We start from the raw sequence: 14,326 nt of genomic DNA, 5'->3' as shown, positions 1-14,326 counted from the left end.
ATCGGTTCATCGCATCCAGCCCTTCGTCTTGACTCATTGGCCGCTTGACTCTTCGCCCGCGATCTTTAGGGCGGCCAGCGGGCCACGCGGTCCCAACGCCGCGCGAGCTCTCTGCAAGGAGAAGCGTACATGACTGATTTGAATGCCGCCGACGCCACCATTGCGCCCGCGGCCAAGCCCGCTACCAAGCCGGCTCGCCCCTATTTCTCCTCCGGTCCCTGCGCCAAGCCTCCGGGCTGGAGCGCCGAAAAGCTGAGCGCTGAATCCCTCGGCCGCTCGCACCGTGCCAAGATCGGCAAGACCCGCCTTGCTTACTGCATCGACCTGATGCGCGAGCTGCTGAACCTGCCCGAGACGCACCGCATCGGCATCGTGCCCGGTTCGGACACCGGCGCCTTCGAAATGGCGATGTGGACCATGCTGGGCGCCCGTCCGGTGACGACGCTCGCCTGGGAAAGCTTCGGTGAGGGCTGGGTGACGGACGCCGCCAAGCAGCTGAAGCTCGACCCGACGGTTATCCGCGCCGACTATGGTCAGCTGCCCGACCTGAACGGTGTGAACTTCGCTCACGACGTCCTGTTCACCTGGAACGGCACCACGTCGGGCGTGCGCGTGCCCAACGCCGACTGGATCCCCGCCGACCGCGAAGGTCTGACCTTTGCCGACGCCACCAGCGGCGTGTTCGCCTACGAGATCGACTGGAGCAAGATCGACGTCGCCACCTTCTCCTGGCAGAAGGTGCTAGGCGGCGAGGGCGGCCATGGCGTGCTGATCCTCGGTCCCCGCGCGGTCGAGCGCCTTGAAACCCACACCCCCGCCTGGCCGCTGCCGAAGGTCTTCCGCCTGATGGCGAAGGGCAAGCTCGCCGAAGGCATCTTCAAGGGCGAGACGATCAACACGCCCTCCATGCTGGCGGTCGAAGACGCGATCTTCGCGCTGGAATGGGGCAAGTCGCTGGGCGGCCTTCAGGGCCTGATCGCGCGCAGCAACGCCAATGCGGCGGCGCTCAACAAGATCGTCGAGGAACGCGATTGGCTCGGCCATCTCGCCGCCGATCCCGCCACCCGCTCGACCACCAGCGTCTGCCTGACGGTCGAGGGCGCTGACGAAGCCTTCATCAAGAGCATGGCTGGCCTGCTGGAGAAGGAAGGCGCCGCTTACGACGTCGCGGGTTATCGCGACGCCCCGGCCGGCCTGCGCATCTGGTGCGGCGCTACCGTCGAAACCGCCGATATCGAGGCGCTCGGTCCCTGGCTCGACTGGGCCTACGCGACCGCCAAGGCTGGCTGATTTAGCTTAACCGCGTCACCCCGGCCTTGAGCCGGGGTCCCGCTTCTTCTTCATGTCCGCCCGCAGATAAGCGGGACCCCGGATCAAGTCCGGGGTGACGAGGAAACATAGGAATTCTACATGCCCAAGGTACTTATTTCCGACAAGATGGACCCCCGCGCCGCCGCGATCTTCCGTGAGCGTGGCGTCGAGGTCGACGAAATCACCGGCAAGACACCCGACGAACTGAAGGCGATCATCGGCCAATATGACGGCCTCGCCATCCGCAGCTCGACCAAGGTCACGAAGGACATTCTCGACCACGCGACCAACCTCAAGGTGATCGGCCGCGCGGGCATCGGCGTCGACAATGTCGACATCCCGGCCGCCTCGGCCAAGGGCGTGATCGTCATGAACACTCCGTTCGGCAACTCCATCACCACCGCCGAACATGCCATCGCGCTGATGTTCGCGCTCGCTCGCCAGCTGCCCGAAGCCAACGCCCAGACCCAGCAGGGCCTGTGGCCGAAAAATGGCTTCATGGGCGTCGAAGTCACCGGCAAGACGCTGGGCCTGATCGGCGCGGGCAATATCGGTTCGATCGTCGCCAGCCGCGCGCTGGGTCTCAAGATGAAGGTCGTCGCCTTCGATCCCTTCCTCACCCCCGAACGCGCCGTGGAAATGGGCGTGGAGAAGGCCGATCTCGACACGCTGCTGGCGAAGGCGGACTTCATCACGCTGCACACGCCGCTGACCGATCAGACCCGCAACATCCTGAGCAAGGAAAATCTCGCCAAGACCAAGAAGGGCGTGCGAATCATCAACTGCGCGCGTGGCGGTCTGGTCGATGAAGCCGCACTCAAGGAAGCCATGGATTCGGGCCATGTCGCTGGCGCCGCGCTCGACGTGTTCGTTCAGGAACCGGCCAAGGAATCGCCGCTGTTCGGCACGCCCAACTTCATCTGCACCCCGCACCTCGGCGCATCGACCGACGAAGCGCAGGTAAACGTAGCGCTTCAGGTGGCTGAGCAGCTCAGCGACTATCTGCTCGACGGCGGCATCACCAACGCGCTGAACGTGCCGAGCCTGTCCGCTGAAGAAGCGCCCAAGCTCAAGCCCTATATGGCTCTGGCCGAAGAACTGGGCAGCCTCGTCGGCCAGCTGGAAGGCGACCGCATCCAGGGCGTTTCGGTCGAGGTCGAAGGCCATGCCGCCGAACTCAACCAGAAGCCGATCACGGCGGCCGTCCTTGCTGGCCTGATGCGCGTCTATTCGGACACGGTGAACATGGTCAACGCGCCCTTCCTTGCGAAGGAACGTGGCCTCGACGTGCGCGAAGTGCGCCACGACCGCGAAGGCGACTACCAGACCCTCGTCCGCGTCACGGTGAAGACCGAGGGCGGCGATAAGTCGGTCGCAGGCACCCTGTTCGGCCATGGCAGTCCGCGCCTTGTCGAGCTGTTCGGCATCAAGGTCGAAGCCGACCTCGAAGGCCATATGCTCTACATCGTCAACCAGGACGCGCCCGGCTTCATCGGCCGTCTCGGCTCGACCCTGGGCGAGGCCGGCGTCAACATCGGCACCTTCCATCTCGGCCGTCGCAGCCAGGGTGGCGAAGCCGTGCTGCTGCTGTCGGTCGACGGCGCGGTCAGCGAAGAAGTGCTGAACGACATCTGCAAGCTTGCAGGCGTGAAGACGGTGAAGCTGCTCAAGTTCGCCTGATCTGCTCTCCAGCCTCCGTTCGGTTCGAGCTTGTCCAGAACCGAACGGAGGCTGGATAATCTGGCCGATCTTGCTAAAGGCCAGCGCATGACCACGATCCCTCCCGGCCTCCTCCCCGAAGGACTGTCCGACCGCCTGCCGCCGCAGGCCGAAGCCTCCGCGCGCCTCGCGCGCCGCGTGCTCGATACGGTCGCATCGCACGGCTATGAGCGCGTCATGCCTCCTCTCGCCGAATTTGAAGAAACGCTGGTCAGCCGCTTGAAATCCATGCGCGCGCAGGACCTCGTCCGTGCGATCGATCCGGTCTCGCAGCGCAGCCTGGCGCTTCGCCCCGACATGACCGCACAGGTCGGCCGCATCGCCGCCACGCGCCTCGCCAGCGCGCTCCGGCCGCTCCGCCTTTCCTACGGCGGTCCCGTGATCCGCCTCAAGGCGAACCAGCTCCGCCCGGAACGCGAAAAGCTGCAGGTCGGCGCCGAACTCATCGGCAGCGACAGCGTCGCCGCAGCGGTCGAGATCGTGAACGTCGCGATCGAAGCACTCCAGGCGGCAGGCGTAACCGGCATCACCATCGATTTCACTTTGCCGGACCTGATCGATAGCCTCGCCGCCGGGCCGCTCCCGCTCGCGCGCGACGAGATAGAAGCGGTCCGCGCTGAACTCGACGCCAAGGATGCTGGCGCGCTCGCTGCGATCAGCCCCGCCGCCGCCGCCTATCTCCCGTTGATGGAAGCGACCGGCCCTTTCCACCCTGCCATGGAAAAGCTCGAAGCGCTCAATGCCAAGCTGGGCGGCGCGATCGACAGCCGCATTGCGGGGCTGCGCGCCATCGCCAAGCCGATCGGTTGGGACATTACGCTGACGCTGGACCCAACCGAGCGCCACGGTTTCGAATATCAGAACTGGTTCGGCTTCTCCATTTTCGCGGAAGGTTTCATTGGAGAGATCGGCCGGGGCGGCAGCTACGCCATCACCCGTGCGGACGGATCGGAAGAACCGGCCATGGGCTTCTCGCTCTACCCCGATCCCCTGATCGATGCCGGTTTCGGCGCGGGTAGTCCGAAGCGCCTATTTCTTCCCCTCCACCACGACCAAAGTCGCGCCGCGCAACTTCGTGCAGATGGCTGGCAGACCGTTGCCGCCCTCACGGCGCAAGAAAATGGCGAAGCGCTGCGCTGCAGCCATTGGCTGGATGGCGACGAGCCGCGCACCTACTGACTTGACCCAAGGATGGCGCACGGCTAACGCGCGCCCCGCATAGGGCGTGAAGCGCCCATCCTATCCCACCGGCATGCCGAGTCCCGTCGAAGGGCATGGCCGGTCCGCGCGGCGGGCGGAGGACTGTATCTGTGGCAAATGTGACCGTGATCGGCGCTCAATGGGGCGACGAAGGCAAGGGCAAGATCGTCGACTGGCTGTCGGAGCGCGCAGACGTCGTTGCCCGCTTCCAGGGCGGCCATAATGCCGGCCACACGCTGGTCGTGGGCGAGAAGGTCTATAAGCTCTCGCTGCTCCCCTCGGGCATCGTGCGCGGCACGTTGTCGGTCATCGGCAATGGCGTAGTCCTCGATCCCTGGCACTTCCGCGATGAAGTCGCGAAGCTGAAGGGGCAGGGCGTCGAGATCACCCCCGAAAACCTGCAGATCGCCGAAACCTGCCCGCTGATCCTCCCCTTCCACCGCGACCTCGACGGCCTGCGCGAAGACGCATCGGGCGCGGGCAAGATCGGCACCACCCGCCGCGGCATCGGCCCGGCTTATGAGGACAAGGTCGGCCGTCGCGCCATCCGCGTCTGCGACCTCGCTCATCTCGACGACCTTGGTCCTCAGCTTGACCGCCTGACCGCCCACCATGACGCCCTGCGCGCCGGCTTCAACGAAGCTCCGATCGATCGCGACGCGCTGATGGCGGATCTGCGCGACATCGCCCAGTTCATCCTGCCCTTCGTAAAGCCCGTCTGGCTGACGCTCAACAAGGCAAAGGCAGCGGGCCAGCGCATCCTGTTCGAAGGCGCGCAGGGGACGCTCCTCGACATCGACCACGGCACCTACCCCTTCGTCACCTCGTCCAACACGGTCGCGGGCACGGCGGCGAGCGGCACCGGCCTTGGCCCCAACGGTGCGGGCTTCGTGCTCGGCATCGTCAAGGCCTACACCACCCGCGTCGGCTCCGGTCCCTTCCCAACCGAGCAGGAAAATGACGTCGGCCAGCGCCTTGGCGAACGCGGCCATGAATTCGGCACCGTGACGGGGCGCAAGCGCCGCTGCGGCTGGTTTGACGCCGTGCTGGTGCGCCAGTCGGTTGCCGTCTCGGGCGTCACCGGCATTGCGCTCACCAAGCTCGACGTCCTCGATGGCTTCGACACGCTCAAGATCTGCGTCGGCTACAAGATCGGCGACCAGACCTTCGACTATCTCCCCGCCCATGCGCAGGACCAGGCGAAGGCGGAGCCGATCTACGAGGATATCGAAGGTTGGCAGGACACAACGGCGGGCGCGCGCAGCTGGGCCGACCTCCCGGCTCAGGCGATCAAATATATCCGCCGCATCGAAGAGCTGATTGGTTGCCCTGTCACGCTCGTCTCCACCAGTCCCGAGCGTGAGGACACCATCCTCGTGCGTGATCCTTTCGCGGACTAAGTAGCATGGCAGGCGATCGCTTTGAACGGCACAAGCAGCCCTGGACCGCCGACGAGCTGCAAAAGCTCCATACGCTGGCGAAGAAGGGCATGGCGCTGAAGGCGATCGCCAAGGCCCTGACGCGCAGCGAGGAGTCGGTAAAGGCTCGCGCCAAGCAGGACGGCCTCTCCATCGCCAAGCTGCGTTAAGGCCGCCAACGGAACAAGACGCACCTGCTCCTTCTCCCGCTGTCGGGAGAAGGATACGCAGCCTTGCAGCGTGCTGGCTAGGCGAAGTTGGATGAGGGTGGCCCGCTAGCCCTCACCCTCCCACCGCTGCCGAAGGCCATCTGCAAACCCTGGACGCAGCCTCCACCGTCTGCGACAATGGCCGCATGTCTCTCAACATCCTCGTCCTCTACGGCTCCTACCGCCGCGGCCGCATGGGCATCCGCCTTGCCGACTATCTCATCAACGGATTCCAGCAACTCGGCCACGAAGCGGAACTGATCGACGCCATGCACGCCGGTCTCCCCATGCTCGACCAGCGCTACAGCGACTATCCGCCCGGCGAAGCGCCCACTGCCATGGCGGCGCTCGCCGACCGCCTCACTGCCGCCGACGCATTCGTCTTCGTCGCGGGCGAATATAATCGCGGCGTCCAACCGGGCCTCAAGAACCTCGTCGATCATTATCTCAAGGAGTTCGACAAGCGCCCGGCAGGCATCGCCAGCTATTCGGCTGGCCGCTATGCCGGGGTGAACAGCCACGCTGCATGGACGGTGACGCTCTCCGCCATGGGCATGGCGGTCATTCCCGAACGCCTGAGCGTCGGCCAGATCGGCCAGACGCTTGACGAGCAGGGCCAGCCGCAAGGTGATGGTGGCGCGGCGCTCGCGCGCGGATTCAACGGCTTTGCCGACAGTCTCATTTGGTGGGCGGAGGCGGCGAAGACGGCTCGCTGACCGCTTCTGCCGGTTCGCCTGCCGAGATGACGGCTGCGGCGACCAGATCGCCGGTGACGTTCAGCGTAGTGCGGCACATATCGAGCAAGCGATCGACGCCCAACACCAATGCGATCCCCTCTGGCGGCACGCCCACCATGCCCAGGATCAACGCGATCACGGGCAGTGATCCGGCTGGCACACCCGCCGTTCCTACCCCGCCCAATATGCACACCAGCATGACCATCAACTGCTGGGCCAAATCCAGTTCGATGCCGAAGAACTGGGCGAGGAACAAGACGGTGATCCCCTCGAACATGGCCGTGCCGTTTTGGTTCGCCGTCGCACCGATCGTCAGAACGAACCGCGCGATCCGGCGGGGCAGGCCCAGTTGTTCCTCGGCCACGCGAATCGCGGTGGGCAGCGTCGCGTTGGACGATGCTGTGGCGAAGGCCATCACCATCGCCTCCTGCGCCCCTGCGAAAAAGGCGGTCGGCGATCGTCGTGCGAAAATGGCGAGCAGCAGCGAATAGACCACGACCATTTGAAACAGCAGTGCCAGCACGACAACACCGACATAGGCGGACAACCGCTCCAGCAATTCCCATCCGAACTGCGCTGCCAGGTTGAACATGAAGCATGTGATGGCGATAGGCGCCAGCCGAATGACCAATCCCATCAGCCGCATGGTGACTTCGAACAACCCCTCCATCGCCGATAGCAGCAGGCGGCTCTGTTCCGTTCGGACCAGCACCAGGCCTATGCCGAAGAAAAGGGCAAAGACCATCACCGCCAATATGTCGTTGTTCGCCATCGCCTTGACGATGTTGTCTGGCACCATCGCGATCAGGGCGTCGATCCCGTGAGGTGCTTCGCCGCCCCGGGCCAGGATGGCGCGGGCGCCCGCGCCGGCATCGTCCAGCATCGCTCGCGCCTGAACAGGATCGACCCCGTCGCCAGGGCGCAGGATGTTGACGGCGGCCAGGCTGATGAGGACGGCGATGCTCGATACCAGCAGCGTGTAGAGCAGGGTCTTGATCCCCACCCGGCGCAGCGTGCGCATCTCGCCCATCTCGGCGATGCCTACGATCAGAGCGGACACGAGCAGCGGGATCACCAGCATGAACAGCAGTCGCAGGAACAGTTGGCCAATCGGCCCGGTGACATAGGTGGTGACTTGATCGACCCAGGCCGCTTCAGGCGCGCTGGCATGGACGATCAGCCCCAGGATCAGTCCGATCAGGAATCCGGCCAGCATCTGCCACTGAAGTGACAGGGCTCGTCTGCCCGCTATCGTCATCTCATGCTTGCCAGGACGCGCATGCACTAAGAACCGTTGACGCAGCGTAATGTTGCAGGCTGCGCAGCCCTGCGGCGATGTGCTGCGCGATAAGTCGTCCTGTTGCCATAGGTCGGGGATGAGGCTCCCCGTGGCTCAATCCGTCAGTTGCGCGGCCTTCCAAGGCTCATCGCCGATGGTCCTCTTCTACCATGTCCGGCGCCAGCTCCAGCCCGGCACGACCGTGCGCCGGTGTATGGGCTGGCGCCTTGGGATGCGGAACATAGTCCGGCTCCTCGACTTCCAGCATGCCTTCCCATTTGGTGATGACCGACGTTGCGATGGCGTTGCCCAGCACGTTGGTCGCGGTGCGGCCCATGTCCATGAAGTGGTCGACCGCCAGGATGAACGCGATTCCCTCGACCGGAAGGTCGAACTGCCCCAGCGTTGCCGCGACCACGACAAGGGAGGCGCGCGGTACGGCGGCGATGCCCTTGCTCGTCACCATCAGCACCAGCAGGATGGTGATCTGCGTCGCGATCGGCAGATCGATGCCATAGGCCTGTGCTATGAAGATCGTGGCGAAGGTCGAATACATCATCGACCCGTCCAGGTTGAAGGAATAGCCGAGCGGCAGGACGAAGCTGTAGATCCGACGCGGAACCCCGAAGCGGTCCAGCTGCTCCAGCATCTTGGGATAGGCCGCTTCGGACGATGCGGTCGAGAAGGCGAGGAGCAGTGGCTCGCGCACATATTTGAGCAGCTTGATCATCCGCCGCCCGAGGAAGATCGCGCCCGCGCAGCACAGCAGCAGCCATAGTGCCAGCAACGACAAATAGAATTCGCCGACCAGTTCGCCGAAGGTCTTGAGAACGCCCAGCCCCTCGGTCGTGATCGCGGAAGCCAGCGCGCCGAACACGGCGAGGGGCGCCACCCGCATCACATAGCTGGTCACCTGCAGCATCAATTCGACCATCGCCTCGATGACGGTGATGATCGGCTTGCCCTTCTCTCCGATCGCCGTCAGCGCGACACCGATGAACAGGGAAAAGACGACGATCTGCAGGATCGAATTTTCCGCCATCGCCCCCACCATGGAGGTGGGGAACACGTGCAGCACGAAATCCCTGAAATTGAGCGCTTCGGTGTTGACGCCCGACTCGGCGCCGGATCGAACCAAGTTCAATCCTTCGCCCGGCGCGAAGAAATTGACGAAGATAAGGCCGAGCGTCAGCGAGATCAGGCTCGCGATGATGAACCAGGCAAGAGCACGCCCGCCGATCCGCCCCAGCGCCGCGCTGTCCCCCATATGGGCGATGCCCGCGACCAGCGTGGAAAACACCAGCGGCGCAATAATCATCTTGATCAGGTGCAGGAATATGTCGGCCAACAGGTGGAAATAGCCCGCGACGTCCTTCGCCAATGCCTTGTCGCCGCCGACCCACAGATTGGCGGCGAAGCCTGTCGCCACGCCCAGGATCATGCCGGCAAGGATGAAGGCCGTCAGTCTATTCCGCATGCAGTCCCTCTTTGCCGTGCTGGCCGCACATCTAGCAAGCGCCCGCCCGGACGCCTAACCTTTTGAACGAACGGAGCCCCGCTTTCCTCGCCCAAGGCAAGGCCCTGATCTTCTCGGGGAGGGGGGATGTTCGTTTCAAGGATATAGCAGCCCCTCGCTCCATCCCTCTCCATCGCGGACGAACAAACGCCGCTCATGCAGGCGATGTTCGCGGTCTTGCCAGAACTCGATGCGCTGCGGCACGACGCGAAATCCCGACCAGTGTGGCGGGCGAGGGACCGGCCCGCCCTCGAACCGGGCGACGGCATCGGCATAGCGGCTCATGAAGACATCGCGCGAGGGCAGGGGCCTTGATTGATCCGACGCCCATGCCCCCAGTTGGCTGTCGCGGCTGCGCGTCGCGAAATAGGCGTCGGCGGCGGCTTCTTCCACCGTTTCCGTCGGCCCCTCGATCCGGATCTGCCGCCGCAGGCTTTTCCAATGGAACAGCAGGGCCGCATGCGGATTGGCAAGCAACTCCTCGGCCTTGCGTCCTTCGAAATTGGTGTAGAAGACAAAGCCGTCCGGCCCGTGCCCTTTCAGCAGCACCATCCGCACCGAAGGCCGCCCGCGCGCGTCGGCGGTCGCCACCGCCATCGCGTTGCTGTCGTTGATCTCGGCCTCGCGGGCCTCGCCATACCATTGGTCGAACAGGGTGAAGGGATCGGTCATGCCGCTGGTCTAGGGCTCGATTTGGCCGATGTCGATGGTCGCGCCGCTTGAACGATCGTGACAGTTTCGCCACATATGCTGCAAATCAGCTTTCACGAACAAGGATAGACAATCGGCAATGGCGGATCCCTACTCCACACTTGGCGTCGCGCGCGGCGCGAGCGAGGCAGAGATCAAGTCGGCCTATCGCAAGCTCGCGAAGGAGCTTCACCCGGACCGGAACCAGGATAACCCAAAAGCGGCGGAGAAATTCTCGGCCGTCACCAGCGCCTACGATCTTTTGTCGGACAAGGACAAGCGCGCCCGTTTCGACCGGGGCGAAATAGACGGCGACGGCAATCCGACCGCGCCGTTCGGCTTTGGCGGCAATGGTGGCGGCTTTCGCGGCCGCCCCGGCGCGGGCGGCGGCTTCGAGTTCAGCGAAGGCGGCGACTTTGGCGATATCTTCGAAGGACTGTTCGGTGGTGGCGGCGCGCGCCAGCGCGGCGGCGGCTTTGGCGGTTTCGGCCGGGGCGCGCCGCCGCAGAAGGGCGCGAACGTCTCTTACCGGCTCGCCGTCGCCTTCGTCGACGCCGCCACGCTTGCCCCGCAGCGCATCACGCTTCAGGACGGAAAGACCATTGACCTGAAGCTCCCCGCGGGCGTCGAAAGCGGCACGCAGATGCGCCTGTCGGGCAAGGGCCAGGCAGGCCCGGCCGGGGCGGGGGACGCGATCGTCACGATCGAAATCAAACCGCATCCCTTCTTCACCCGCGATGGCGACAATGTCCTTCTCGATCTTCCCATCTCGCTCGACGAAGCGGTGAAGGGTGGCAAGGTGAAGGTGCCGACCGTCGACGGCCCCGTGATGCTTGGCATCCCGGCTGGTACGACCTCGGGCAAGACACTGCGTCTGCGCGGCAAGGGCTTCACGCACAAGGGCGGCGAGCGGGGTGATCAGCTCGTCCGTCTGCTCATCGACTTGCCCGGCGACGATGCGGCGCTCAAGTCCTTCGTCGAAGGCTGGCAGGACAGCCGGGCCGTTCGCGCCCATCTCGGCGTCTAGGACGTTAGGGGAGGGATGCCGCAGCCTTCACCCTATTCGCCTGAATCGCGTCGTAAAAAGCTTGCCCATGACGCCCGTGCCCGCTTCGACCGGGGCATGGCCAAGGTTCGGCCCGGCAGCCATGCCTTCGAAATCATGAAGCGCGTGGCCGTCGGCACCTACAGCGACGGCTTCATCCATGCGGGCAACCTTGCCTATCTCTCGCTGATGACGCTGTTCCCCTTCTTCATCGTGGCGGCGGCGGTTGCCAGCATCTTCGGCCGGTCGCAGGACGGGCTCGCGGCAGTGGGCGCATTCCTCGAAACGGTGCCGCCTGGCGTGGCGAGCGTCGTCAAGCAACCGATCATCGACGTGCTCAACGCCCGCACCGGACCGCTGCTCTGGCTCGGCGGCCTCGTGGGCCTCTGGACGGTCGGCAGCCTCATTGAAACGATCCGCGACATCCTGCGCCGCGCCTATGGCACGAAAAGCACGCGCCCCTTCTGGCATTACCGCCTGACCGCCATCGGCATCACCCTGGTCAGCGTCTTCGCCGTGATGTTCGCCTTCTCGCTTCAGATCATCATCACAGGCATAGACCAGTTCCTGCACCAGATCCTGCCCTTTGCCGACCAGGCGATCCAGATCGTCAGCCTCACCCGCGTGCTGCCGATGCTGATCCTGTGCTTTGCCCTCTACTATCTTTATTTCTCCCTGACGCCGAGCGCCTACAAGGACAAACGCTTCCCCAAATGGCCCGGCGCGGTTGCCACGGCATTATGGTGGTATGGCGTCACCATGCTGCTGCCGCCCACGCTTTCGCTGCTTGGCGGCTATGATCGCACCTATGGCAGCTTGGCCGGTGTGATGATCACGCTGATTTTTTTCTTCCTCGTCGGCCTTGGCGTGGTAATTGGCGCGGAACTCAATGCGGCGCTTGCTGAATTTCCCGAAGAGGAACTGGAGCAGGCCGCCGCAGACAGCAAAGGGAACGGGACATCAGAATGACGGGCTTGATGGCGGGGAAGCGGGGTCTCATCATGGGCCTCGCCAATGACAAGTCGCTTGCATGGGGCATTTCAAAGGCACTGCGCGCACAGGGGGCGGAGCTTGCCTTTTCCTATCAGGGCGAAGCGCTGGCAAAGCGCGTGCGGCCGCTTGCGCAGGAACTGGGATCGGACTTCCTGCTCGATTGCGACGTGTCGGACATGGCAAAGCTCGACACGGCTTTCGACGAGGTGAAGGCGCGCTGGGGCAAGCTCGACTTCGTCGTGCACGCGATCGGCTTTTCCGACAAGAATGAGCTGCGCGGCAAATATGTCGACACCAGCCTCGAAAATTTCCTGATGACGATGAACATCTCGGCCTACAGCTTCGTCGCCGTCGCGAAACGCGCGCGCGAATTGATGGCGGAGGGCGGCAGCCTGCTCACCCTTTCCTATTATGGCGCGGAAAAGGTCATCCCTCACTATAACGTCATGGGCGTTGCCAAGGCGGCGCTGGAAACCAGCGTCAAATATCTGGCGATGGATTTGGGCCCCGAAAATATCCGCGTCAACGCGATCTCGGCCGGGCCCATCAAGACATTGGCCGCCAGCGGCATCGGCGACTTCCGCTACATCATGAAGTGGAACGAACTGAACAGCCCGCTCCGCCGCAACGTGACGATCGAAGATGTCGGCGGCGCTGCGCTTTATCTGCTGTCCGACCTCGCGTCGGGCGTGACGGGCGAAGTTCACCATGTCGACGCGGGCTACAACGTCATTGGCATGAAGGCCGAAGACGCCCCCGACATCGCACTCGACAAGGGCTGATCCGCGGACCAAAAGGCAGGGCATGAGCTTCAACACATTCGGCCGCGTCTTCCGCTTTTCCACCTGGGGTGAAAGCCACGGCCCAGCCATCGGCGCGGTCGTGGACGGCTGTCCTCCCGGGCTGCCATTGAGCGAAGCCGACATCCAGCCGTTCCTCGACAAGCGCAAGCCCGGCACTTCCAAATTCACGACCCAGCGCCGTGAGCCTGACGAAGTGCGCATCCTGTCGGGCGTGTTCGAAGGCCGCACCACGGGCACGCCGATCAGCCTGATGATCGAAAATACCGACCAGCGGTCAAAGGATTATTCGGATGTCGCCAAGGCGTATCGCCCCGGCCATGCCGACTATGCCTATGACGCCAAATATGGATTTCGCGACTATCGCGGCGGCGGCCGTTCGTCGGCGCGCGAGACCGCGTCCCGCGTCGCGGCTGGCGCTGTCGCCCGCCTGGTGCTGCCGGAAGTCGACATCTTCGCCTATGTCAGCGAAATCGGCGGCGACGCGATCGACTACGCCCGGTTCGACGCTGCGGAGATCGGCAACAATCCCTTCTTCTGCCCTGACCGGGAAGCTGCACAGCGTTGGGAGCAACTGGTGGACGACGCGCGCAAGGACGGCTCATCCTTGGGGGCCGTGGTGGAATGCGTGGCCTCCGGCGTACCTGCGGGCTGGGGCGCGCCGCTTTATGCCAAGCTCGACAGCGAACTGGCCGCCGCCATGATGAGCATCAACGCGGTCAAGGGCGTCGAAATCGGCGATGGCTTCGCGGCAGCCCGGCTGCGCGGTGAGGAAAATGCCGATCCCATGCGGCCCGGCGAAGATGGTCCTGCCTTCCTCGCCAATCACGCGGGCGGGATCGCGGGAGGCATCTCGACCGGCCAGCCCGTCAAGCTGCGCGTCGCCTTCAAGCCGACCAGCTCGATTCTCATCCCAGTGGAAACCGTCACTCGGGAGGGTGAGGCATCGGACATCATCACCAAGGGCCGTCACGATCCCTGCGTCGGCATTCGCGGCGTGCCGGTAGTGGAAGCCATGATGGCGCTGGTGCTGGCCGACCAGAAACTGCTCCACCGCGCGCAATGTGGCAGCGTCTAACCGGCTGAACCGAGCGCATTTCCCGTTGAAAGCCATCTAAAGGCGAGACGACTCAGTAAATCTGCTTTAACATTGCACCATCGATCGCCCGCGGGAGGGCGAGCGGCAGTGCGTAAGCCTGGGGAGCGTCACCATGCAGAGCATGGCCTGACGGTCAAAACGTCCCCTCAAGCCGCGAACACGGGCCAGCCATGCATGTGGCTGGCCCATTTCGTTTGTACCTCAAGTCAGTAAAGCTGGCTCCATCGCCCAATGCGGCGGCCACGCCAGCGATTTGACATGCCTGACGGGCAATCGTCTCCACCCCTGCTCATCGTCATGCCAGCGAAGG

At 64.2% G+C, this 14,326-nt stretch carries 13 protein-coding genes; 10 read left to right on the top strand and 3 right to left on the bottom strand.

What is annotated here, in order from left to right:
• Positions 1–129 precede the first annotated feature (129 nt).
• From NCHOL11_RS11920 to NCHOL11_RS11895, 6 genes are all read left to right on the top strand, one after another.
• Positions 130–1,290 (top strand): phosphoserine transaminase, encoded by a 1,161-nt coding sequence (locus NCHOL11_RS11920; RefSeq protein ID WP_097092492.1) that lies wholly within the window; start codon positions 130–132, stop codon positions 1,288–1,290.
• 120 nt (positions 1,291–1,410) lie between these two features.
• Positions 1,411–2,991: a phosphoglycerate dehydrogenase gene (gene serA, locus NCHOL11_RS11915; RefSeq protein ID WP_097092491.1), complete on the top strand. Its 1,581-nt coding sequence runs from the start codon at positions 1,411–1,413 to the stop codon at positions 2,989–2,991.
• Between the two features lie 87 nt (positions 2,992–3,078).
• Positions 3,079–4,209, top strand: a complete 1,131-nt coding sequence (locus NCHOL11_RS11910) for an ATP phosphoribosyltransferase regulatory subunit (RefSeq protein ID WP_097092490.1) — start codon at positions 3,079–3,081, stop codon at positions 4,207–4,209.
• A gap of 131 nt (positions 4,210–4,340) precedes the next feature.
• On the top strand, positions 4,341–5,630 hold the full coding sequence (locus tag NCHOL11_RS11905) for an adenylosuccinate synthase (protein ID WP_097092489.1): 1,290 nt from the start codon (positions 4,341–4,343) through the stop codon (positions 5,628–5,630).
• 5 nt (positions 5,631–5,635) lie between these two features.
• Positions 5,636–5,818 carry a hypothetical protein gene (locus tag NCHOL11_RS11900; protein ID WP_021245469.1) on the top strand — a complete coding sequence of 61 codons (183 nt, stop codon included), beginning with the start codon at positions 5,636–5,638 and terminating at the stop codon, positions 5,816–5,818.
• A 185-nt stretch (positions 5,819–6,003) separates the two neighbouring features.
• On the top strand, positions 6,004–6,573 hold the full coding sequence (locus tag NCHOL11_RS11895; protein WP_097092488.1) for an NADPH-dependent FMN reductase: 570 nt from the start codon (positions 6,004–6,006) through the stop codon (positions 6,571–6,573).
• Here the strand turns inward: NCHOL11_RS11895 and NCHOL11_RS11890 are convergent.
• The 3 genes from NCHOL11_RS11890 to pdxH form a co-directional block, all read right to left on the bottom strand.
• Positions 6,536–7,852 carry a dicarboxylate/amino acid:cation symporter gene (locus NCHOL11_RS11890; RefSeq protein ID WP_255254780.1) on the bottom strand — a complete coding sequence of 439 codons (1,317 nt, stop codon included), beginning with the start codon at positions 7,850–7,852 and terminating at the stop codon, positions 6,536–6,538. The two genes, NCHOL11_RS11895 and NCHOL11_RS11890, sit on opposite strands and share 38 nt — an antisense overlap.
• A gap of 166 nt (positions 7,853–8,018) precedes the next feature.
• Entirely contained in the window at positions 8,019–9,350 is a 1,332-nt protein-coding gene (locus tag NCHOL11_RS11885; RefSeq protein ID WP_097092486.1) for a dicarboxylate/amino acid:cation symporter, read from the bottom strand.
• A gap of 135 nt (positions 9,351–9,485) precedes the next feature.
• The gene (gene pdxH, locus NCHOL11_RS11880) at positions 9,486–10,061 is read right to left on the bottom strand and encodes a pyridoxamine 5'-phosphate oxidase (protein ID WP_097092485.1); all 576 of its coding nucleotides are present in this window, start codon (positions 10,059–10,061) and stop codon (positions 9,486–9,488) included.
• 118 nt (positions 10,062–10,179) lie between these two features.
• Here pdxH and NCHOL11_RS11875 point away from each other — a divergent pair, with 118 nt between their 5' ends.
• The 4 genes from NCHOL11_RS11875 to aroC are packed head-to-tail and all read left to right on the top strand — an operon-like array spanning position 10,180 to position 13,995.
• The gene (locus NCHOL11_RS11875) at positions 10,180–11,106 is read left to right on the top strand and encodes a DnaJ C-terminal domain-containing protein (protein WP_097092484.1); all 927 of its coding nucleotides are present in this window, start codon (positions 10,180–10,182) and stop codon (positions 11,104–11,106) included.
• A gap of 15 nt (positions 11,107–11,121) precedes the next feature.
• Complete coding sequence (locus NCHOL11_RS11870; RefSeq protein ID WP_097092483.1) at positions 11,122–12,093, top strand: YihY/virulence factor BrkB family protein; 972 nt, start codon at positions 11,122–11,124, stop codon at positions 12,091–12,093.
• Entirely contained in the window at positions 12,090–12,899 is an 810-nt protein-coding gene (fabI, locus tag NCHOL11_RS11865) for an enoyl-ACP reductase FabI (RefSeq protein WP_097092482.1), read from the top strand. Before NCHOL11_RS11870 ends, fabI begins: the two co-directional genes overlap by 4 nt.
• A gap of 22 nt (positions 12,900–12,921) precedes the next feature.
• On the top strand, positions 12,922–13,995 hold the full coding sequence (gene aroC / locus NCHOL11_RS11860) for a chorismate synthase (protein WP_097092481.1): 1,074 nt from the start codon (positions 12,922–12,924) through the stop codon (positions 13,993–13,995).
• Positions 13,996–14,326 lie beyond the last annotated feature (331 nt).

Origin of the sequence: Novosphingobium sp. Chol11 (assembly GCF_900218065.1) — a bacterium.
Lineage (GTDB): Bacteria > Pseudomonadota > Alphaproteobacteria > Sphingomonadales > Sphingomonadaceae > Sphingobium > Sphingobium agri.
This window is presented reverse-complemented; position numbering and strand designations above follow the sequence as displayed.

What these genes read in the sequence shown, in the direction of transcription:
- NCHOL11_RS11920 (WP_097092492.1), top strand. Translation starts at nt 130, where the DNA reads ATGACTGATTTGAATGCCGCCGACGCCACCATTGCGCCCGCGGCCAAG.
- serA (WP_097092491.1), top strand. Translation starts at nt 1,411, where the DNA reads ATGCCCAAGGTACTTATTTCCGACAAGATGGACCCCCGCGCCGCCGCG.
- NCHOL11_RS11910 (WP_097092490.1), top strand. Translation starts at nt 3,079, where the DNA reads ATGACCACGATCCCTCCCGGCCTCCTCCCCGAAGGACTGTCCGACCGC.
- NCHOL11_RS11900 (WP_021245469.1), top strand. Translation starts at nt 5,636, where the DNA reads ATGGCAGGCGATCGCTTTGAACGGCACAAGCAGCCCTGGACCGCCGAC.
- NCHOL11_RS11895 (WP_097092488.1), top strand. Translation starts at nt 6,004, where the DNA reads ATGTCTCTCAACATCCTCGTCCTCTACGGCTCCTACCGCCGCGGCCGC.
- NCHOL11_RS11890 (WP_255254780.1), bottom strand. Translation starts at nt 7,852, where the DNA reads ATGACGATAGCGGGCAGACGAGCCCTGTCACTTCAGTGGCAGATGCTG.
- NCHOL11_RS11885 (WP_097092486.1), bottom strand. Translation starts at nt 9,350, where the DNA reads ATGCGGAATAGACTGACGGCCTTCATCCTTGCCGGCATGATCCTGGGC.
- pdxH (WP_097092485.1), bottom strand. Translation starts at nt 10,061, where the DNA reads ATGACCGATCCCTTCACCCTGTTCGACCAATGGTATGGCGAGGCCCGC.
- NCHOL11_RS11875 (WP_097092484.1), top strand. Translation starts at nt 10,180, where the DNA reads ATGGCGGATCCCTACTCCACACTTGGCGTCGCGCGCGGCGCGAGCGAG.
- NCHOL11_RS11870 (WP_097092483.1), top strand. Translation starts at nt 11,122, where the DNA reads ATGCCGCAGCCTTCACCCTATTCGCCTGAATCGCGTCGTAAAAAGCTT.
- fabI (WP_097092482.1), top strand. Translation starts at nt 12,090, where the DNA reads ATGACGGGCTTGATGGCGGGGAAGCGGGGTCTCATCATGGGCCTCGCC.
- aroC (WP_097092481.1), top strand. Translation starts at nt 12,922, where the DNA reads ATGAGCTTCAACACATTCGGCCGCGTCTTCCGCTTTTCCACCTGGGGT.